Source organism: Clostridium sp. CM039, assembly GCF_055081075.1.
The window spans coordinates 776,536-796,967 of the sequence record NZ_CM143649.1; the positions used below are offsets into that span (position 1 = coordinate 776,536).

The 20,432-nt window shown below is 30.0% G+C and carries 17 protein-coding genes and 1 pseudogene; 13 read left to right on the forward strand and 5 right to left on the reverse strand.

The annotated features are described in order from the left end of the window. The first annotated feature begins 191 nt into the window (after positions 1-191). Positions 192-1,064, forward strand: a complete 873-nt coding sequence (locus ACWJJ2_RS03660; protein ID WP_462953836.1) for a tRNA 2-thiocytidine biosynthesis TtcA family protein — start codon at positions 192-194, stop codon at positions 1,062-1,064. A gap of 19 nt (positions 1,065-1,083) precedes the next feature. Here the strand turns inward: ACWJJ2_RS03660 and ACWJJ2_RS03665 are convergent, their stop codons facing one another. Continuing rightward, entirely contained in the window at positions 1,084-1,356 is a 273-nt protein-coding gene (locus ACWJJ2_RS03665; protein ID WP_220286554.1) for a hypothetical protein, read from the reverse strand. A gap of 410 nt (positions 1,357-1,766) precedes the next feature. Here ACWJJ2_RS03665 and ACWJJ2_RS03670 point away from each other — a divergent pair, with 410 nt between their 5' ends. After that, the gene (locus ACWJJ2_RS03670; protein ID WP_462953837.1) at positions 1,767-3,137 is read left to right on the forward strand and encodes a hypothetical protein; all 1,371 of its coding nucleotides are present in this window, start codon (positions 1,767-1,769) and stop codon (positions 3,135-3,137) included. Positions 3,138-3,234: 97 nt separating this feature from the next. Continuing rightward, complete coding sequence (locus ACWJJ2_RS03675; protein ID WP_220320178.1) at positions 3,235-3,573, forward strand: arsenate reductase family protein; 339 nt, start codon at positions 3,235-3,237, stop codon at positions 3,571-3,573. A gap of 141 nt (positions 3,574-3,714) precedes the next feature. On the opposite strand, the gene ACWJJ2_RS03680 is transcribed toward ACWJJ2_RS03675, so the two are convergent. Continuing rightward, a complete protein-coding gene (locus ACWJJ2_RS03680) occupies positions 3,715-4,269 on the reverse strand; it encodes a biotin transporter BioY (RefSeq protein WP_462953838.1) in 555 nt (184 codons plus the stop codon). Positions 4,270-4,420: 151 nt separating this feature from the next. Between ACWJJ2_RS03680 and menA the strand changes: the two genes are divergently transcribed. The 3 genes from menA to ACWJJ2_RS03695 all read left to right on the forward strand — a co-directional run bounded on the left by menA (position 4,421) and on the right by ACWJJ2_RS03695 (position 7,799). Next, the gene (gene menA, locus ACWJJ2_RS03685) at positions 4,421-5,371 is read left to right on the forward strand and encodes a 1,4-dihydroxy-2-naphthoate polyprenyltransferase (protein WP_462953839.1); all 951 of its coding nucleotides are present in this window, start codon (positions 4,421-4,423) and stop codon (positions 5,369-5,371) included. 264 nt (positions 5,372-5,635) lie between these two features. Beyond that, positions 5,636-6,322, forward strand: coding sequence for a response regulator transcription factor (locus tag ACWJJ2_RS03690; RefSeq protein ID WP_165412834.1), 687 nt, complete (start codon positions 5,636-5,638; stop codon positions 6,320-6,322). Then, positions 6,312-7,799 (forward strand): sensor histidine kinase, encoded by a 1,488-nt coding sequence (locus ACWJJ2_RS03695; protein WP_462953840.1) that lies wholly within the window; start codon positions 6,312-6,314, stop codon positions 7,797-7,799. Before ACWJJ2_RS03690 ends, ACWJJ2_RS03695 begins: the two co-directional genes overlap by 11 nt. A gap of 142 nt (positions 7,800-7,941) precedes the next feature. On the opposite strand, the gene ACWJJ2_RS03700 is transcribed toward ACWJJ2_RS03695, so the two are convergent. Then, complete coding sequence (locus tag ACWJJ2_RS03700) at positions 7,942-8,472, reverse strand: amidase domain-containing protein (RefSeq protein WP_462953841.1); 531 nt, start codon at positions 8,470-8,472, stop codon at positions 7,942-7,944. Between the two features lie 300 nt (positions 8,473-8,772). Here ACWJJ2_RS03700 and ACWJJ2_RS03705 point away from each other — a divergent pair. From ACWJJ2_RS03705 to ACWJJ2_RS03715, 3 genes and pseudogenes are all read left to right on the forward strand, one after another. Continuing rightward, positions 8,773-11,146: pseudogene (locus ACWJJ2_RS03705) on the forward strand (GxGYxYP domain-containing protein). A gap of 673 nt (positions 11,147-11,819) precedes the next feature. Next, the gene (locus tag ACWJJ2_RS03710; RefSeq protein ID WP_220287226.1) at positions 11,820-12,710 is read left to right on the forward strand and encodes a hypothetical protein; all 891 of its coding nucleotides are present in this window, start codon (positions 11,820-11,822) and stop codon (positions 12,708-12,710) included. Between the two features lie 223 nt (positions 12,711-12,933). Further along, positions 12,934-13,062 (forward strand): hypothetical protein, encoded by a 129-nt coding sequence (locus ACWJJ2_RS03715; RefSeq protein ID WP_258876400.1) that lies wholly within the window; start codon positions 12,934-12,936, stop codon positions 13,060-13,062. 47 nt (positions 13,063-13,109) lie between these two features. On the opposite strand, the gene ACWJJ2_RS03720 is transcribed toward ACWJJ2_RS03715, so the two are convergent. Further along, positions 13,110-13,460, reverse strand: a complete 351-nt coding sequence (locus ACWJJ2_RS03720) for a L,D-transpeptidase (RefSeq protein ID WP_462953842.1) — start codon at positions 13,458-13,460, stop codon at positions 13,110-13,112. A gap of 414 nt (positions 13,461-13,874) precedes the next feature. Here ACWJJ2_RS03720 and ACWJJ2_RS03725 point away from each other — a divergent pair, with 414 nt between their 5' ends. Together ACWJJ2_RS03725 and ACWJJ2_RS03730 are read left to right on the forward strand one after the other, a co-directional pair. Further along, positions 13,875-14,069: a hypothetical protein gene (locus tag ACWJJ2_RS03725; protein WP_216303486.1), complete on the forward strand. Its 195-nt coding sequence runs from the start codon at positions 13,875-13,877 to the stop codon at positions 14,067-14,069. Positions 14,070-14,090: 21 nt separating this feature from the next. Next, a complete protein-coding gene (locus ACWJJ2_RS03730; RefSeq protein WP_462953843.1) occupies positions 14,091-15,419 on the forward strand; it encodes a VanZ family protein in 1,329 nt (442 codons plus the stop codon). A 1,139-nt stretch (positions 15,420-16,558) separates the two neighbouring features. On the opposite strand, the gene ACWJJ2_RS03735 is transcribed toward ACWJJ2_RS03730, so the two are convergent. Continuing rightward, positions 16,559-16,813: a hypothetical protein gene (locus tag ACWJJ2_RS03735; RefSeq protein WP_216303488.1), complete on the reverse strand. Its 255-nt coding sequence runs from the start codon at positions 16,811-16,813 to the stop codon at positions 16,559-16,561. 647 nt (positions 16,814-17,460) lie between these two features. Between ACWJJ2_RS03735 and ACWJJ2_RS03740 the strand changes: the two genes are divergently transcribed. Next, positions 17,461-17,916 carry an AraC family transcriptional regulator gene (locus tag ACWJJ2_RS03740; protein ID WP_216303489.1) on the forward strand — a complete coding sequence of 152 codons (456 nt, stop codon included), beginning with the start codon at positions 17,461-17,463 and terminating at the stop codon, positions 17,914-17,916. A 1,431-nt stretch (positions 17,917-19,347) separates the two neighbouring features. Beyond that, positions 19,348-20,424 carry a uroporphyrinogen decarboxylase family protein gene (locus ACWJJ2_RS03745; protein WP_462953844.1) on the forward strand — a complete coding sequence of 359 codons (1,077 nt, stop codon included), beginning with the start codon at positions 19,348-19,350 and terminating at the stop codon, positions 20,422-20,424. Positions 20,425-20,432: the final 8 nt, after the last annotated feature.

Sequence of the window (20,432 nt, forward strand, 5' to 3'; positions counted from 1 at the left end):
TTACAAGATGATTTCTGTAACATAAACAGAAGTCATCTTTTTTGGATTACATCAATATATCATTTATAGTGGTTTGATCAGATGTTTAAGTTTCTGTTATTATAATAATGTGTATCAGCGTGTATTACTTTCCAAAGACAAACCCTTCTGGATTATGTTATAATATTCTAATATACAGGAGGGGTGATTTTATGAGTAGCATTGCAGGAGAAGGTTGTGAAATATTAGTTCCATTTAATGATAGAAAACCACTAGCGGAAATAGAACGTAGTCTTATTACAACCTTTAGAAAGCCTATTTGGAGAAAATTCATTAAGGCTATAATAGATTATAATTTAGTTTGCGAGGGTGATAAAATTGCTGTAGCTATCTCGGGAGGTAAGGATAGTCTAATAATGGCTAAATTATTTCAAGAATTACAACTTCACGGTAAATTTAATTTTGAATTAGAGTATATTGCTATGGATCCTGGTTACCATAAAAATATAAAAGAACTATTAATTGATAATTGTAAACATCTAAATATTCCTGTGAAAATATTTGAATCAAGAGTTTTTGATATAATTGATAGTATAGCTAAGGATTATCCTTGTTACATGTGTGCAAAAATGCGAAGAGGTGCATTATATGCAAAGGCAAAAGAGTTAGGTTGTAATAAACTTGCCCTTGGACACCATTTTAATGACGTAGTCGAAACCACTATGTTAAATGTTCTTTATTCAGGAAATTTTAAGACTATGCTTCCAAAATTAAAAGCACAAAATTTCCAAGGTATGGAATTAATTCGTCCTCTTTATTATATTGAAGAACAATATATTGTGGATTTCACTCAGAACAGTGGTATTTGGCCACTAAATTGTGCATGCATGGTGGCAGCTAAAAAGATAGGCAATAAACGTCATGAAATTAAAGATTTAGTTAAAGAGTTAAAGAAGAATTTTAGCGGTGCTGATAAATCTATTTTTAGAGCCGCACAAAATGTTAATATGGATTCTATCTTAGGTTGGCAAAAAAATGGTGAGGATTATTCGTATTTAGACTTTTATGATGAAAATGAAGATTAAAAAATAGTGCTTATTAGCACTATTTTTCAGTTGGTTTTAATTCTTCTATCATAAACTTATCAAAGTAAATTTCCTCTATAAAATTATTTTCGTCAAAACTAGTTTTATGTCTTTTATTGTATTCATTAATATTAGATTTTAGCCAGTACGGTGTTGAAATATCAAATTTGTAACATAACTCTGAAATGCACGCTTTTAGATTTTCCTGGTAATTATCTTCTAGCTTCGACATTGACACTTCATCCATAATAATTCTATTATCTTTGATTAATTTACCCCAGATTTTTAACATGTTTGCCTCCTTGCTTATCTTTGCATATAGATAACAGCTGTTATCTATTATCCTCTTGGTTTAGAAAACATCAGTTGATTAAATGTTCCATAGAGTCGAATATTTTTTGCTAATCACAAGTTTATCATAAATGAAAGCTAAAGTCATGCAATATGTTATGTCCATAAACATAAATAGTAATACATTATACTAGCCTATTTATATTTATGTTCCTCAAAATATATTGCAAATTTTTTATCTTAATTGAAATAGTAAAAATTGATTATTTTCTTTGAATATTGCATATACTCAATTTAAGATATCTTAAAAAAACAACTAGATAGAGCATTTCGATTCTTAAAATAGTTAATCAAATTAATACACCAATATTTGTATGCATCGAGAATAAAACATAGGAGGGGCAACAACATATGATAAATTTAAGTGTAATTCATTATGCATATATAATCATTATTCTAATAATTACAGTTATAATTACACTTAAAAAAGATATAATACTTCTATGTATTTTAGGCATTGGCGTAATAGGTTATATTTTTACAGGTGATGTTCTAAGTGCTGTTCAGATTATATATAAGGCCGTAGTAGTGTCGGGTAAAGAATTTATTGAAATAGTTGTAGTTATTGCATTAGTTAATTCAATGTCTAGTTCATTACATGACCTGGGTGCAGATGAATTAATTATAAAACCTATAAGGAAATTGATGATAAATAAAACAATGTCATTTTTTATTCTAGGAATTACGGTTACTGTAACCTCGTGGTTTATTTGGCCCACACCTGCAATAGTTTTTATAGGTGCTTTAATGGTGCCTGCAGCAATAGAATCTGGATTGCCACCTGTATGGGCCGCAGTTGTTTTATGTTTATTCGGAAATGGAGTTGCTTTATCAAGCGATTTTGTTCTTCAAGCAGCACCATCAATAACCGCTAAGACTGCAAACTTGCCTAATGCATTAGGAATTATTAAAGAATGTCTTCCTTTTTGGGGTATAATGAGTATAGTTACTATAACTTTAGCATTTATACTTATGAAAAAAGATAAAACCTCTAAAATTATGGTTGATGCAACAATAATTGAAACTAAAAAATTAATACAAAATCATTCAATAGGAATAAAAATAATGGCAATTGTTACCCCTTTATCATTTATAATAGATATCATATTCATTAAAAAATTCAACTTCATAGGTTCAGACTCTACAGCTCTAATAGGTGGTACAGCAGCAATAATAATGATTATTTCATCTATAATACATACTGATTTTAGAACGTCATTAGGAGAGGTTACTAAATATATTAAAAGCGGTTTTACTTTTGGTATAAACATATTTGCACCAATTATAATTATTGGTGCGTTCTTTTTTCTAGGAAGTGAAGGGACCGCAGTTGATATATTGGGTAATGGAGCTAGCGGACTTCTAAGTGATATAGGAATATATGCTGCAAGCAAGATACCATTATCTAAATACTCTGTTATAGGCATACAAACAGCAGTAAGTACTCTTCTTGGACTTAGCGGTTCAGGTTTCGCAGGGTTACCGCTCGTAGGCACTTTGGCTAACACCTTTTCAAATACTATTAATATAGACAAGGAAAAGGTTGCGGCATTTGGTCAAATAATTACAATATGGATAGGCGGAGGAACTATAATCCCTTGGAGTGTAGTTGCTGCAGCAGGAATATGTAAGGTTGAACCCTTTGACGTAGCTAGAAAAAATGTTATTCCTGTTATTTGTGGAATAGTTGCTACCGTGCTACTAGCTATGATAATATTATAGTCTAACGACATTTCAGAAGTCTTTGCCGCGACACCGCAGGTGATTATTTAACCATTTTAAAAAAATAGAATAATATATTTTAAGGAGAATTTCAAAGATGAATATTCAATGTTTTGGAAGAAAAAAGTGTTTTGACACACAAAAAACTGAACGATATTTTAAGGAAAGAAATATAAAATATCAATTTATAGATTTAAATATTAAAGGACTAAGTAAGGGTGAATTACAAAGTGTGAAACATTCTGTAGGATTAAACAATTTAATTAACACGAAAGCAAAGGATTATAAAAAATCAAATTTACAGCAAATTAGAGGTGAGGAGACTAAAGAAGAAATTTTATTGAAAAATCCTCAACTTCTTAATACCCCTATAGTACGTAATGGAAAGGAAGCCACTGTGGGCTATGTACCAGAGATATGGACAACCTGGGAATAAGGGATATTCAAATAAATAATAAGTCAGTATACTAACAGCTTTGACTTGTTATTTATTTTCATGCCCCTAAATGATATTAAATATGTATTTTAGAAGATATCATTAGATTATCTCCTAAAATACTACAATAACTTATGAATATTAATTGGAATTCGAATGTTTTGATAATCTAGAGATTAATTGTTTAGCTATGATTATAGCTATAATTGCCTTTATAATATCTCCAGGTATAAATGGTATGCAAGCGTATTTAAGAGCTGCATAAAAATTTATATTTTTCCCTAAATAATTCGTAAAAATAAAATAAAAGTAGGGTATCCCCATAAGATACATTACGGAACTTCCTAAAATAATAGAACATATTATTGTAGAAAGAGATTTATTTTTCTCTGTAATCTTGCCAATTACATATGCTACAACAATAAAAGATATTAAAAATCCAAAGGTAGGACTTACTACAGAAGTTAATCCTCCTGTTCCGCCAGAAAAAACAGGTAATCCAATTAACCCTAAAATAAGGTATGTGATTTGAGATAGTGCACCTAACTTGGCACCTAATATAAGTCCAGATAAAAGAACAAAAAAAGATTGTAGCGTTATAGGAACTGGACCTAGAGGTATAGAAATAAAGCCTCCTACTGCTGTTAATGCAGTAAATAATGCAGTAATTATTAAATCTCGTGTAGATAATTTCAAAATAAATTCCTCCCTAAAAAATTATAAATATGATGTCTGAAACATTGTAAACCCGATTAAATTTATGGTTTACAATGATAATATCATGGATTATTTTGAAAGTCAAACAAACTATAGCTAAGAATTTATTATTCAACAGGAGGGATTAAAATTGTATTTGATTAGTTTTCTTGAATTTATTGAAATTAAAACAAAATTGGCCAGTATGATACCATTTATATTGGGAACACTTTATTCTTTATACCGATATAAAAGCTTTAATTTGAAAAATTTTATTATTATGGGTATCTCACTATTAACATTCGATATGGCTACAACCGCAATTAACAATTATATTGATTACAAAAAAGATTTAAAGTGTAACAGACATAATCATGAAAATAAAAATGGAATCATAAGATATAACATCAAAGAATCCACAGCTGTAGCTATAATTTTTACCTTACTTGCAATAGCAATTTTCTTTGGGATTCTATTAACTTTAAACACTAATGTAGTTGTGCTCTTAATCGGAATTATTTCATTTTTAGCAGGTATATTCTATACATATGGGCCTATTCCAATTTCACGTATGCCACTAGGCGAAGTATTTTCTGGAGTATTTATGGGATTTATAATTCTATTTTTAGCTTGTTACATTCATATATCTGATAGAAATATAATTTCTATCATGTATGTTAGTAATCTGTTAAACATCAGCATAAATCTAGTAGAATTATTTTATATCTTTTTGATCTCCATCCCAACAATCAATGGCATAGCAAATATAATGCTTGCTAATAACATTTGCGATCTTGAAGAGGATATAACAAATAAGAGATACACGTTGCCTTACTATTTAGGTAAGGGGAATGCACTTACCTTATTTAAGACCCTATATTATATTGCATACCTAGATATTATAATTTTAGTTATATTGAAAATTTCACCAGTTCCATCATTGCTGGTAATTTTAACTATAATACCATTGAATAAAAATATAAAATTATTTCACCAAAAACCTATTAAAAGTGAAACCTTCATTTTATCCGTGAAAAATTTTGCATTAATGAACATGACTCACATCATATTAGTATTAATAGCGCTTATATTTAATTGGTAGGTGTAAAGCAGCCCCCTTAAATCATCTCCTGCGGAGCTGCAAACAGCTTCGCAGAAGCTGCATTGACGACTTCAGAAGGAGATTTATACCCCCCACTGAAGTTTTTTATTTGTTAGGGCAAGTAACTCCTACTTATAAGTTTTCATATTACTTTTATGTTAGTTGAAATATAATAAATTATGATTATTACTGGTATTATTATATAATATAAAAGAAAGTTGAAAATTAGCAAGTGCTACACTAGATATATAAAGGAGAAAATATATGAATGAAACCATTTTAATTGTAGATGATGAAGAAAGAATTAGAAATCTTGTGTCCATTTATTTAAGGAAAGAACAATATAATATTTTGCAAGCAGAAAATGGCAATGAAGCTGTTAATATATTTAATAAAAATAAAGTAGATTTGATTATTTTAGATGTAATGATGCCTATTATGGATGGCTGGGATGTATGCAAGGAAATAAGAAAGACCTCAAATATCCCTGTTATAATGCTCACAGCTAAATCCGAAGAAGATGATGAATTATTGGGGTTTGAATTAGGCACGGATCATTATATTACGAAGCCATTTGTCCCAAAGCTACTAGTTGCTAAAGTGAAAGCAATTATAAGGCGAACTTACAGCACTGAACCTGTTCTAAAGGAAGGAAATAACTTTGACGGCCTTGTAGTTGATAATTTAAGCCATGAGGTTACTGTAGATAATAGTGAAATATATCTATCCCCAAAGGAATTTGAACTACTAAATTATTTTATACTTAATAAAAGTATCGTATTAAGTAGAGAAAAAATATTGGATGCTTTATGGGGTATTGACTACTTTGGAGATTTAAGAACTGTAGATACTGTTATAAAAAGATTAAGAGAGAAGCTAGGTGAAAAATCTTATCTTATAGCAACCATAAGAGGAGCTGGATATAAATTCGAGGCGAAAAATGAAAAGTAAAAAGAGCATCACTAGAAAGCTTTTCGCTATAACCTCTATAGTTTTTATAGTGTTTATAACTACTAATTTGATAGTACAGTCTGCATTCTTTGAGCAGTTTTATATAAAATGGAAAAAGAATAACCTTGAACATAATCTTGTTAAATTCAAAAGCGAATATTCTTTACTCCAAAAAGATGAAGATAAAATTAATTTAGTTAGTTCTTTTGAAGAAAACAATAACTATAAAATAATTACACGAGATAGATTAGGAAATTTGAAATATCTTACAAAAACAATTGATGAAAGAAAAGACTCTATAAAAGTTAGAATCATGAACCAAATAATGTCATCTGAAATAGAAAATAGCGGTGGTATTAATAAATTTAAAGAAGAAGGAAAAACCCTGATTTTTACTACTGAAGAAACCCCCGATATGGTAGAAAGTGTATCAGGTATATTATATGCTGAAAATAGCGATGAAATTGTGTATGCTTTTGCTTCGCTACAGCCAGTAAATGAAGCAGTTCAAGTTATAAAGGTATTTTACTTGTATTTCTACATAGGTGCCCTAGTTATAACTCTATTTCTTTCTTTAATTTATTCAAGCATGATTGCAAAGCCATTGATAAAAATAACTAAGACGGCAGCTAAAATGGCAAAGCTTGACCTTACAGAAAAATGTGAGGTTAAAAGTGAAGATGAAATAGGAGCTCTCGCGACTTCACTTAACCTTCTATCAGAAAATTTAAATGAAGCATTAACCTCACTTAAAGAATCTAACGTACAATTAGAAAAGGATATTGAGAAAGAAAAGAAACTAACAGAAATGAGGAAAGACTTTGTGGCATCAGTTTCCCACGAGCTTAAAACTCCTATAACCCTTATAGAGGGGTATACACTAGCGTTAAATGATGATATTTTAGAAGGCGCAGAAAAACAATATTTTATTGATGTCATAATGGATGAATCAAGGAAAATGAACAATTTAGTATCAGATATGTTGAATTTGTCTCAACTAGAATCTGGGAATTTTAAATTGATTGAGGAAGTATTTTTTCTTGATGAACTAATAAATCCAGTTACTAAGAAATTTTCATCCCTACTTAATGAAAAAAACATTAAGCTCGAATTAAATTTAATCCAAAATGTAAAAGTAAATGCAGATTGGAACAGAATAGAACAGGTACTAACAAACTATATGACTAATGCGATAAGACATAATTATGATGGCGGATCCATAACAGTAAAAATGATAAATATAGAGGGTGCTATCCGCGTCGAAGTGGAAAATAGCGGAAGTAAAATTGATGACACTGAAAAAAATAAGATATGGGATAACTTCTATAAAATCGATAAATCAAGGACTAGAAAGCTTGGTGGCACTGGTCTAGGTCTTTCCATAGTAAAAAACATAGTATTACTTCATGGTGGTAGCTGCGGAGTAGAAAACACAGAAATTGGAGTTCAATTTTATTTTATTTTAAAAAAACAATAGTTAGCCTGTAATTATAGCTACTATATTTCAAAAATGGTATGTAAAATGATTTGCTTTATCGTTACGACTCAGGCAGTCCAATAGTGAATAGCTGAGTCGTAACTATCATTTTACATGCCATTACATATTTAAATTATAATTTTTATAAACTTATTTTTAAAAAATGTATACGATTTGCTCCCCAAGAATCTCTATAAAATATGTTTAAAGCCTCAAAGGTATGTTGAGAAATTAAAGGCTGTAAATATCTAAAACCGGTGATAATCGCAGAGTGAAAAATATTTCCATTATTATCTTCAAAAAAAATCAAATCACCTAATTCAAGAAGGCGAGTATCATATATTTCAAGACCCTTAATCCCTGAAGCTTCAGATTGTTGATTAGTCTTTAAAGACCAATAAAGGGAATTTGCCACAGCCCATGGAACAGACCATGTGTCATCCTTTGTACTACTGGTATTAGCCTTTCTGTACCACCAAGGATGTGAGCCATTAAACCTCATAGGTGCTCCACCAGCGAGTAGGCACTGAGATACAAAGTTTGCGCAGTCGCCACTAGTCTCATTATTAATAAGAGAGAAGTACCTAAAACTGGGGTTTGGATGCAAGGCATAGGTCATTGCATAATTAACCGCATTTATTCTAGAATATTGATTTGATCTAAAAAAATCCATGTTACACTCCATAAAATTACTATTATTAAATTCTATGATAAAGACAGTGAGAATGTTCATAAAAATTAAAATTTCAAATTCTATTCACAACCCTAGCGAACGTTATATAATAACGACTTTTTGCTAGGGTTGTAATCTTGGTCCAACTCAAACATCAAGATCAAAACTCCGTAACAAAATAATTTTTTATTCATAATATATGGTGAAAACTATTTTTTATGGAGGATATACATGTACATGTGTCCCTATTTTTATAATATGATGAAATTAAATAAATATATGCAGCTGAACAATGAAATGATGCTTGCTAATACGATGCGATCCATAGCGCGAGCTTCTGATGTATCCTTAAATGACACCAATATAAATTTAATTTTAGATTTAAAAAATCATCTCTATGAAATTCCAAAACATTTTCGTAAGTCGACTGATATATTAAGTACACAAAGTAGTAAAGAATTAAATCTTAGTGGGTTAAACACATTAAACATTTCAGGTAGTCAACAATTTTCCGAGTATAATCTGCCTCTTCTAATAAATAGTCTAGGCACTTCATTACCTATAGCAGTTATTGACTTGAGGCAAGAATCACATGGGTTTATTAATGGAATCCCTGTTAGCTGGGCTAATGCAAGAAATGATGCTAACATAGGGTTAACAAAGGATCAAGTAATGTCTGATGAATATAATAAACTAAATAGTATTAAATTAAATGTGCCTATTACTTTTTACAATCATAATAATATAGGTATAGTTCCAAAAAAAGTTGAAGATGAAGAGCATCTTGTTAATTCTAAATCACTATCATATAAACGCATTCCTGTTACTGATGGTAAGATTCCAACAGATGATATGGTTGATTACTTCGTAGAGCTCGTAAAATCACAATCTAAAAATACCTGGGTTCATTTTCACTGTAAACAAGGTATAGGAAGGACTACTACTTTCATGATTATGTATGATATGATGAAAAATGCCCACCAGGTTATGGCAGATGATATTATAAATAGACAATTACTATTAGCAAATTTTGATGAGAGTCATATTAAATCTTTTTATAATAATAATGAAAGAATTAATTTTCTGCAAAATTTCTATAAATACTGTAATGGAAATATGGATGTCTAATATTAAATGGAGCGACTTTAAAAAAACTCTCAATAGTAGTAATTTTATGAAAAATCCTACAACTCCAACTTATTTATATGTTATTTCTCAAGATACAATGACGCCTTATGAGCGGACAATGATAGCAACCCTTCAAGGGCTTATTAATAGTCAATCATCTATTCAAATATATACACTTAATTCCTCACAACCAGATTATCAAATATGGCTAGATGATTTAAAAAATAGTTATGGAGTTTTATACGAAAATATATCAGATCCGTGGCGCTTATTAGATGTATTTAAGGATTATATTGATGGATATGTACTTTACAATAATAAATCGCTAAAAGATCCTTCGATAAATAATGCTTGTTCACTTGCCTCGTTAAATAATTGCATTGCAGTTGATGAAGCTATCCAAGACAAAGTACGCGCCTATGGAATTACAAATATTAAAGGCGATTGCAGAAGCACAGATGAAAAATGGGCGTACGATAATTTATGGGATTCTGGCCTCAATCATTCCATAATAATTGAGTTATCCCCGAGCAAAGATTCCGCCTTAAGAGATTATGGTATAATGACCAAATCCCTAATATTTTATGAGGATAAAATAAATGATACAACGCTACGCGATAAAATATTTTCATCCATGGAAAAGGACTCCATTTGCCTCGGGTGGGGACCCGATGAATTTATTAATATAAGTACGGTTTCGAAATATGGTATTAGCATGGTTGCTGCAGATTGGTCATATAATTTAACTGTATTAAGTTCATTCCCATCATTACCAATGACTCAAAAAACGTTAATGAACATTCCTAATAAAGAAAATGTTCATAATGTAACATTTATTGTGTCAGATGGAGATAATCAACAGTGGAACCTTGGAACTAATTATGGTTCTCACAAATGGTATGGTTCTCCTTATAAAGGTAAATTTAATTTAGGGTGGTCATTAAGCCCATCTTTATATTACCTTGCACCTACTGTATTTAGATTATATTATGAAAGTGCAGCTCATGGATCTACTAATGATTATTTTATAGTTCCACCATCTGGAAATGGGTATATGTACCCAAGTAAATTTGATAAGAATGCTCTCGGAATATATATTAATAGATTAAATGATTATATGAAAAAAGTAGATCAAAAATATATATCAATTATAGATGACTTGTCTTTTTATGACAAGGAGCTTTGGGGTAAATTTACTATTAAGTCTAATATACATGGGTTGTTTTATCTTGATTATCATAGGCACGATAATTATCACGGAGAAATTATTTGGTCTAATAATAAACCTATAGTGTCCTGCAGAGATTTACTTTGGGATACTCTTGAAAGTGAAGATGAGCTCGTGAAAAATATTAATCATAGAGTTGACTCTGGGCAAGTAGATATTTCTAATTCTAATAGCTACACCTTTGTCTATGTTCATGCTTGGAGCAAAAGCCTTAGTAATATTGAGAGGGTTGTGGATAGGTTAAAGGAAAATCCCAAAGTGGCAATAGTGACCCCTGAAACATTTATGGAGTTAATAAGTAAGAATGTTAAAAGCTGATAAACGGTATTATAACTTGCTTCCTCTTTTTGAACGATAAGTTTTTATGGACACTATCCCCGTTCCTCACACGTCGTAATTTATTCAATATGTTATTTAGTTAATATTACTTATAAATTATCATTATAACCACAATCAGAACCATTCAATATAATAAAAGTTATATTGAATGGTTCTGTTTTTACTTGTTTTCAAGCCTTTTTACTGATTTTATATGTATTTTTCAAAGATTTCATGGTATACTTATAATGTAAACATAAAGTATACATAGTAAAATGCATTGTAAACAGTGGTATACATGCGTTAACAATTAAAAATTATTTATATTATATAAAAAAATTCAATGATAAATATAAGTAAATCACTAAAAAATCATTGAAACCAAGCATCCTAGGAATTATACTGTTTATAGAGCAACTTCTAAGAAGATGAACAGCGCCGAAGGTGATGATTTAACGACATTTCAGAAGGAAAGTCTACCACTTCTATAAGTGGTAGTATAAATCTCCTTCTGAAGTCGTCAATGCATCTTCTGTGAAGATGTTGCAGCTCCGCAGGAGATGATTTAACAAGCTGTAGATAAATTTAGAGTATAAATGCCATTAAGTTATGAAAATAATTAAATTTATTCTATATATTATAGAAAATACAGGCCTAAGAGAGGAAGTACGAAATGGATGCAATATTAAGCGTAAGAATCAGTGATGAATTAAAACAAAAATTTAACGAGTTAGCTCAGAGTGAAGGAATAAATAATAAGGAATTGATGGAGCAAGTAGTTAAGTATTACGAATTAAATAGAGCAAGAGAAGGGGACAGTACTATGTCCGAAGATATAAAAGAATTACAAACAATAACCAGTAGAATGGCAGATATATACATAAACATAGTAGAAAGAAATAATATTAAAGCCTTAGAGGTAAAAAATATCCATAGAAATGAGTTAATAGACAATAATAAGGAAAATGAAAAACTAAAAGGAGAAATTACATTATTAAAAGAAGACAACAAAAAAATAAGCTCATTGGGAAAAGACCTATCTGATGCAAAGCATATAACTAAAGAATTACAAGAAAATATTAAGAACTTAAAAACCCTTAATAATATGCAGGAAGAAAAAATATTAAGCCTAGCTAATACCAATGAAAAATACATTAAATTCGAAGATGAGATTATAGAGCTTAAAACATCCCTTGATAAATCATTGAATGAAAATATGCAACTTAAGAATGAATTGTTAAGTAAAAAGGATGAACAAGATAAATTAATAAAACAGATAGATCAATTAAACCAAATAAACAAAAATAAAATAGATGAGCTGCAAATTAAAGCTAAGCAAGATGTTGAAATGCAGCGGGAAAGAACAATCTTTGAAATGGACAAAGAACTTTTAAAATTAAAAGAGGGGCAACAAATCAAAACACAGGAATTACAAGAAAGCTTTAATGAGAAAATTACTAATTTATTAAAAGAAAAAGAGGAAGCGGCGGAAAAATTTAAAAATATGATTTTAGAAATGGATAAAAAAGAAAATGAAGCTAACGTTATTGCTAATAATAAATAACACACCAACAGAGACTGATATAACCTATATTTTTAAAAGGTAAAATTGAATAAAGAAATAAGAGGTATACTTTACTATAAAATATCCTGCTTCTAAACTGTACATTCCATAATATTAAATAAATTGCCACCATTAATCTTATTGGTGGCAATTTACTTATAACATAGTGACTTTATACTACGTTTAATTGTATTAACACAATTAAACGTGAGGTATTTTTATAATGGCAGATGAGAAATGTACAGTATTAGGAATTAGGATTGATACGGAAGAACGTAAAAGGTTTGATGAGTTTGTAGGAAAAAAAGGTCAAAACACCCATTTAAGAAGATTAGATGATTTTTTCTATTAATCCATATTGCTCTATCTAAATAAGAAATTGATTAATACATTATTAAATCAGTCATTATAACAAATAATAGGAGTATTAGCGTCAATATTATTAAATATAGTTTTTGCTAAACTAGGTGTACAATTTATAGAACCACGAGAACCATTTGCCCAATATACACTTCCGCCAAATAAAGGTCTAGAACCTAGATCATGCATTTCAATTCCATCATTAAAAGTCATAAAAACCGATGCAGGCACACTATAACCCGGACTATTTAATATAAAATTTCTTTGTTTATATTTTAATTTCCAAACCCATGTCGGTGTTTGATGATGATTGCTAACACCACCAGTAACAACATCTCCTTGTACAATAAGCGAATCATTCTTATAAAACCATAAATGCTGTCTTGCCAAATTGCGACTCAAACCACTATTCAAATAAGTGATCACTTATCGCTATAATTCCTATATATTCCAATTTAACACAATATAATTTTTCGGGGTTTTAGGGGTACCGCCAACTAAACCGGCAAGCCACTCATGGCACTTTTTTTATTTATTGAATATATTGGCTATGCATTTAATCTCAAATTTTGTAAATGGTTGTAAGTATTTTTATAAAATTGTATTATTATGGTTACCATGGTATTATTATTTGAAGTTAATGTTAAATAAGGGGGAATTATTAATGCGGAAAACAACTTTAAGAAAGATGAACCGACAGCCTCGTTAGATGCACAGGGTGAATATGAACTATTTAATAATTTTAAAGAGCTTATAAAAGATACAAATAGTATTATAGTTTCACATAGGTTCTCAACAGCAAAGATGGCTGATAAAATTATTGTTATAGAGCAAGGGGAAGTTGTAGAAATAGGATGTCATGAAGAGCTTATTAGAGATAAGGGTATATATTATAGATTGTATAGGATTCAATCAGAATCATATGAAGAGAGTTTTATAGTAGATAATATAAGACAGGTTGATGTAGAAATGAAAGACTGTACAATATCAGTTGGTTAAAAAATAAACAACAAATTATAAGTGAGAGTGATTAGAGTGGAGCAGAAGTCAAAGTATAAGAGTATATCAAAATTTATAATTATATGTATTTTTGTAGCATATATTGCAATAATATTTAAGATAGTTGTATTTAAATATCCTGGATCTATACATATATTTTCAACAAGAGCAGCTAGTTTAAGACGCTTAAATTTAATTCCATTTAAGCTATGGGTTGATTTCTTTGAAAATGCATCCAGTCTGGGATGGGCATGGGCTATATCTAATTTATTTGGTAACATAATAATATTTATTCCACTAGGATATTTATTACCTTTAATCTTAAAAAAGGCTAAGAGTATATTGCCGGTAGCATGTATGTCATTTGTATTTAGCTTAGTGCTTGAGTCTTTACAATATGTATTAGCAATAGGGAGTTCTGATATTGATGATATTATTTTAAATACATTAGGTGGAGTAATAGGATATTTGTGTTATAAAGTAGTTACTAAAATATTAGTAACTAATAAAAAAATATGTATAGGTACAATAACACTAACAGTTTTATTTTTAGTAAGTGGATTTACAGTTGCAAAGGCTGAATTCGGAAATATGATTGGAATAACAAAATTTGAGCACGAAGTAATCGGAGGAGATGTTATACCAGAATCAAGGGTCGATTATATAGGAGCTTTTATTAGTTATGATGCTAATATTATAAATATGTATGATGGTATGATTGTAGATAGCAATGTAGACACTTCATTAATGGAAAAATTAAATGTAAAAGTTAATGAAGATACAAAGATATATCTAAATACAATGGAAAGTAAAAAAAATAAAATGACTACTGAATATAATGAATATACGGACTCAGTAAGTAGTATAGAAAAAAATTCTACTTTATCTATTTGGGGGAAAAAGGTAGAGGGTAAGATAGTAGCGGAAATAATTGTTATACAAAAACCAATCATAAATCAAGAAGGGTCTACTATAAGTCATACAGAGGATAAAAGAAATAAGAAGACTACAGACAATAAATCAAAAGATGATATTCAAATTCCAGAAGCGAAGTCTCATATAGAAGGTTGCTTTAAAGAGTATGAAAATGATGTAATAACAATTAACCGTATAGATAATTTCGAAAGTGGGGAGTCTACTATTTCCGTTTCATCCGATAATAAGGTGAAAATAAAAGTACAGGATGATACAAATTATATTATTAAAGTTATAACTTCAGCAGGAGAAGTAAGGTCTATAAAATCAACTTCTATAGATGATATGAAAAAGGGCGACAAGTTAGATGTTTGGGGAGAAAGTTCTGATGGAGCACTAATAGCTGATAAGATAGTAATTATAAGGATGGAATAAAATTAATATTAGCAAACTCTCCATAGTAAAGTAAAAACCCTGGTAGCATATCAGAAATACAATATTTAAAAGATAAAATAATAAAAAATAGACAATGATAATTTTATAATAGAGTAGAAACAAGAATATATATAAGAAAAAGATGTACCGATTGAATTATAATAATCCTATAAGTGGAATTTAAAGAGTAACAGGATATTTAAGTTTGGATGAAAGATTTGGACTAGGTAAATATCATGAAAGACAAGATAGGAGATCACATACAGGAACTGATAAAAATAATTATCAAGTTTTATAAAAGATATACCTAGCAGGGTGATTCGTGTTGATTAACATGAATTACCCTGCTTTTGAAGTTGATTAATTAGAAAAACAGGAACCCACTGATAACAGAATTTATGAAATATATATGGATAAAAATATAGTAAAATCAAGATAATAATAACTTAAGTTTCGGAGCATAGAGTAATTCTTTCTTCCTAAACCACGCCAGTATACGCTTAATAATTCTAAATTTCTTTCTGATAATAAAGTATATCTCTCTTTATTTCCTTTACCACTTCTAATTCTAATCTTCATGTCATTAATTTAACTAGAATCGATGCACGCCGTCGGGTACCCAAAAAAGGACTAGCTTTATCATTAGTAGCTCTTAGTTTACCATGGTTTGAGGGACGAAAACACTGGGAAGCTTAGAGAGTCTTATGCTGAAGCTTGTTCTCTTTTTGGGTGACGGTATACGTGCCCAGACCTTGTCCTTCCAAATTCCCTATACTACTAGTAGCTATAAAATATAATAATTATTATAATAAGGTTTTATAAAATATATATACTATAATAATATTTCGATATCCAAGAAGGAAAACACGAAGACTAATTACTTTTTTAAAATTTGTAGGATGCTGGTAAATGGACGAGTTTGTGACCTCTACTATAAATTTATTTTTTTGAAATTCTAAATTTTCAGAACTGAAAATAGCCAAAGTGATGATAGAAAGAAAGGTGTAATCATAACAAATTCTTCAGGCAAATTAGATTTACAACATATTTATATTTTGGATAAAGAAAATAACATACTATACGAAAAAACATTCCAGTAAAAATAAAAGGATAGCTTTTAAAATCTATCCTTCATATTCTTACCATGTCATGTTAGGCGACTTAATAGTTCCATCAAAATTACCATAGTAACTATCCATAAAATAATTTGCACTCAAACCATACCAAAAAGTACCTGCAGGCCTACCGTAAATACATGCAGTGGCCGATGCAAAATTCTTATTATAATTTCTACTATAACCCGATTTTATAATTTTATAATTATTATTAAATACGTAAGCATGTGATGAACTTATGATTGCAAAAAAACCTAATTGCTCTTGACTCTCATTCAACCCGTTAACAACCTTCTCAATGTCTTTTCCTAAATTACTAACAGTAAAAATTTGTATTTAATGCTAACTAATAACTCCATATTTTTAGATTGAGTATCTGCAAGTGACTTTTATACTGTTCCACTTCAACTTTATATTTTTTATATTCCTCAAGTATTCCTGTAAGAGGGGTAGTAACCGCAAAGCCAGTTATTTACAGTTGGATATTATTATTTGAATATTGCGAGTTAGAATTAATATGTAAAAGTTCTACCTCAAAAAAGTATATAACATCAGTGTAAATCATTGATATACCAAGGATTTAATCACTAAATGATAAAGCTCTTATTTTTTTGCTCAAAACAAGTTAGTTAAAGTAGAATTATAGTATTGATAACACTAACTAAGCGAGAGATAAAAATGGCGATAATTCTGATTATGATTTAGTAGATAACATGAGACCTTTGAAAGTAATTTAACATTACTCCGATAATGGGTATAATATTCCTAAAAGTTACGTCAAATTGATAAATTAATGCGTCATATAAAGTATTAATAAACACATGTAAGTGGTAATTTAGTAATTTAAAAAAATGTCTTGTTTTCTATTTTAAAGCATTATATGATGTTTATAGACATCGATGTACTTTATAAAGAAAGGAAGAATTATGAATATAGAAATTGAAAAAACTTCATTTTATAGAATTGCTTATATAAGGCAGGTTGGATCTTATGGGCAGAATAATATTAAAGTAATGGAAAAATTAAAGAAATGGGCTAAGTCTAATGGACTGCTTAATGAGCAATCTATCATACTAGGAATTGCCCATGATAACCCTAAAATAGTAGAACCTGAAAATTGTCGTTATGACACAGGTCTCGTTATTTCAAATGATTATTGCATTAGTGATGATTATATTAGTGATGGTAACATTCTTGGAGGAAAATATGCAGTTTTTAAAATAAGACATACAGCTGAAGAAGTTCAAAAAGCGTGGCTTGCAATTTTTCCGGAATTATTCAAGAAAGGGTATCAACTGGATGAGGCAAGACCTATTCTTGAAAGGTATAAAACTGAAATGGTTAAAAACCATTTTTGTGAAATTTGTGTACCAATTAACTAAAATTTAGTTTTAATAATTTATAGGTTATAGAATTTAATAAAATACGTAAGTCTTACGCATTAGTTGTGTCCCATTCTTCATACTTTACATCATAACAGCCACGAAATAGTAGTTCCGTTTTTGATTTATAGTTCATCAAAAATGGAGAATACTGTCTTATGGCTGTTTTTTTCACGAATCGTCTCAATACCCCATATATTTAATAACTGTTTTATTGCATCAGCGTCTTGGGAATATATGCTTAACCGGGCGAAGTTACGCTTTGCGGTTTCTACCCCAATAACATCTCCATCCTAAAGCATTATCAAATATATATGATGCTATAAGCAATGTATTCTTGAATTTCAAATCCATTTATTTACATGCTTATAGCCGTTTTTGGTTCCGTTACTACATATACCCATAGTAGGTTGAAAACAAAAAAACAGATCCTGCTGTAGTGCAGTAGGATCTGTTTCCCTTGGGGGAAGGGGAAATAATTTCATTTGCTTTAGACAAGTTTACTGACTGCTACTAAGATTAAATAGAATGATGAATGCTTAGGTACTTTAATAGATTAGTTTACTTTTGGGCAGTGAGTAGGATTGTCCAAAGCTTCATTTGTGACCTAGAGTAGTGAAAGAGCTTGTGCCACATCAGGTTTTAGTATGAAGAATGAAGGAGAAAATATGCTGTGGATCAGCCTTTGACTGCGGAGTAAAATAATTAATGTTTTAAAATATATTTACAATGTAATGATTAAGGCTGTAAAGTGCTTAGTTTAACAATTTAAATCTTTAAGATGTCAATTTCAATATAAATTAAATTTATGATGTCCTAAACAATCAATATTATTCATCAAGTGAGTGGTTATTACTATCATAAATTCACTCCTAAAAAGTGTCCCTGAGAACACAAAATCAATGTACTCCATTTATAATATATCAGATAAAACAATACATTCAAATATACAATAAGGGAAAAGGCGTTAGTTTAATTTGATATAAACCTTTATATATCAACGCTTTATGTTGCTTTTATGAATGTAAGGTTTTGCTTAAAAGATTACATTCGTACATAAGAATTTAAAACTTGAGATTTATAAAAATAATCTGATCTATGAATTCAGCAAGTGAAATAATTACATTTATGTAACTACACTTTCCTTAGCGTACGAAATAACATTTTTGCTGACGATACCCCAACATTATATTTTTCTTTTAATTTCCGGACATTTTATATTGCAATCTACATTCTCAAAGGTTTGAGTCACAAAAAGTTGACAAAGTAGTATATTACTAATATAATACCCATTAAACATATAGGTATTATAAAAAAATTTAATGAGGTTCACCAGAAAACTGGAGGATGAAATTATTTCTAAATTATAGAAGCTGTTTTGACCTTTTTATTTATATTTTAAACAAATAAATCAAGAAAGGAAATGAAAATATGAATAGGCAAAATTTAAAAGATGAAATGACTCCAAAAGAAAGAGCGGAAGCAATAGCAAAAGGTAAGTCTTACGATAGAATTCAATGTGGACCTAGTATTGGTGATCATGCTGCAAATCTTATAAATGTAAAGGTGTCTGAACTTCATTTTTCAGTAGAAAAATTTTTACAGGGACAAATTGCAGCAAATGAAAAATATGCCATTGAGTCAACCATTATCGGGCCAGGCCTTGGAGGAATCGCAGAAGCATTGGGAAGTAAACTTGTTTTCCCTGACCATGGGGCTCCTTATGTTGCAGATTACGCAATAAAGAACTTTTCGGATTTGGACAAGATTTCCTTGACAGATCCTCAAAAGTCCGGTAGGTTTCCCTTTATTTTACAGACTGCTGAAGCTCTTGTAGATAAGTTAGGAAAAGAAATACCAGTTTCTGTTGGAATTCCAGGACCTTTTACAACTGCAGGAAATCTTAGAGGTACAGTAAATTTCTTACGAGATTTAAGAAAAAATCCAGAATTTGCACATAGGATTCTTAGACTTGTAACAGATACAACTATTGCGTTTATTAAGGAAGTGGCTAAGCGTGATGTGAGCATAGAAATTGATGAACCAACTGCTTCAGGGGCTTTAATAAGTAAGGACATGTTTGCAAAATTTACTTTGCCATATTTAAAAGAAGTTATTGATGCAATTATCAGTTCTGGTAAAAGTGCTCCTTCCCTACACATTTGCGGAAATACAACAAAGATTTGGACACTTATGGCAGATGCCGGGGCAGGCGCTTTAAGTCTTGATGAAACTATAGATTTAAAAGAAGCAAAAAAGGTTATAGGTCACAGAGTAGTCCTTGTAGGCAATGTGAAGCCTACGGCCACCATGTATTTGGGTACTCCTCAAGATGTTGAAAGAGAAGCAAAGGATTGTCTTAGAAAAGCTTATGACAGTCCAAAGGGATATATACTTGCTTTAGGTTGTGGTTTGCCAATAGATACTCCGCCTGAAAATATTCTTTCCTTACGTGCTGCAGCTAGGAAATACGGCAAATATCCATTTGATCCTGAACTTTTTAGATAAGGGGGGAT

Excerpts from the sequence above, each read along its gene's own strand:
- ACWJJ2_RS03660 (WP_462953836.1), top strand. The coding sequence starts at position 192 with ATGAGTAGCATTGCAGGAGAAGGTTGTGAAATATTAGTTCCATTTAAT.
- ACWJJ2_RS03665 (WP_220286554.1), bottom strand. The coding sequence starts at position 1,356 with ATGTTAAAAATCTGGGGTAAATTAATCAAAGATAATAGAATTATTATG.
- ACWJJ2_RS03670 (WP_462953837.1), top strand. The coding sequence starts at position 1,767 with ATGATAAATTTAAGTGTAATTCATTATGCATATATAATCATTATTCTA.
- ACWJJ2_RS03675 (WP_220320178.1), top strand. The coding sequence starts at position 3,235 with ATGAATATTCAATGTTTTGGAAGAAAAAAGTGTTTTGACACACAAAAA.
- ACWJJ2_RS03690 (WP_165412834.1), top strand. The coding sequence starts at position 5,636 with ATGAATGAAACCATTTTAATTGTAGATGATGAAGAAAGAATTAGAAAT.
- ACWJJ2_RS03695 (WP_462953840.1), top strand. The coding sequence starts at position 6,312 with ATGAAAAGTAAAAAGAGCATCACTAGAAAGCTTTTCGCTATAACCTCT.
- ACWJJ2_RS03700 (WP_462953841.1), bottom strand. The coding sequence starts at position 8,472 with ATGGATTTTTTTAGATCAAATCAATATTCTAGAATAAATGCGGTTAAT.
- ACWJJ2_RS03710 (WP_220287226.1), top strand. The coding sequence starts at position 11,820 with ATGGATGCAATATTAAGCGTAAGAATCAGTGATGAATTAAAACAAAAA.
- ACWJJ2_RS03715 (WP_258876400.1), top strand. The coding sequence starts at position 12,934 with ATGGCAGATGAGAAATGTACAGTATTAGGAATTAGGATTGATACGGAA.
- ACWJJ2_RS03725 (WP_216303486.1), top strand. The coding sequence starts at position 13,875 with ATGGCTGATAAAATTATTGTTATAGAGCAAGGGGAAGTTGTAGAAATA.
- ACWJJ2_RS03740 (WP_216303489.1), top strand. The coding sequence starts at position 17,461 with ATGAATATAGAAATTGAAAAAACTTCATTTTATAGAATTGCTTATATA.
- ACWJJ2_RS03745 (WP_462953844.1), top strand. The coding sequence starts at position 19,348 with ATGAATAGGCAAAATTTAAAAGATGAAATGACTCCAAAAGAAAGAGCG.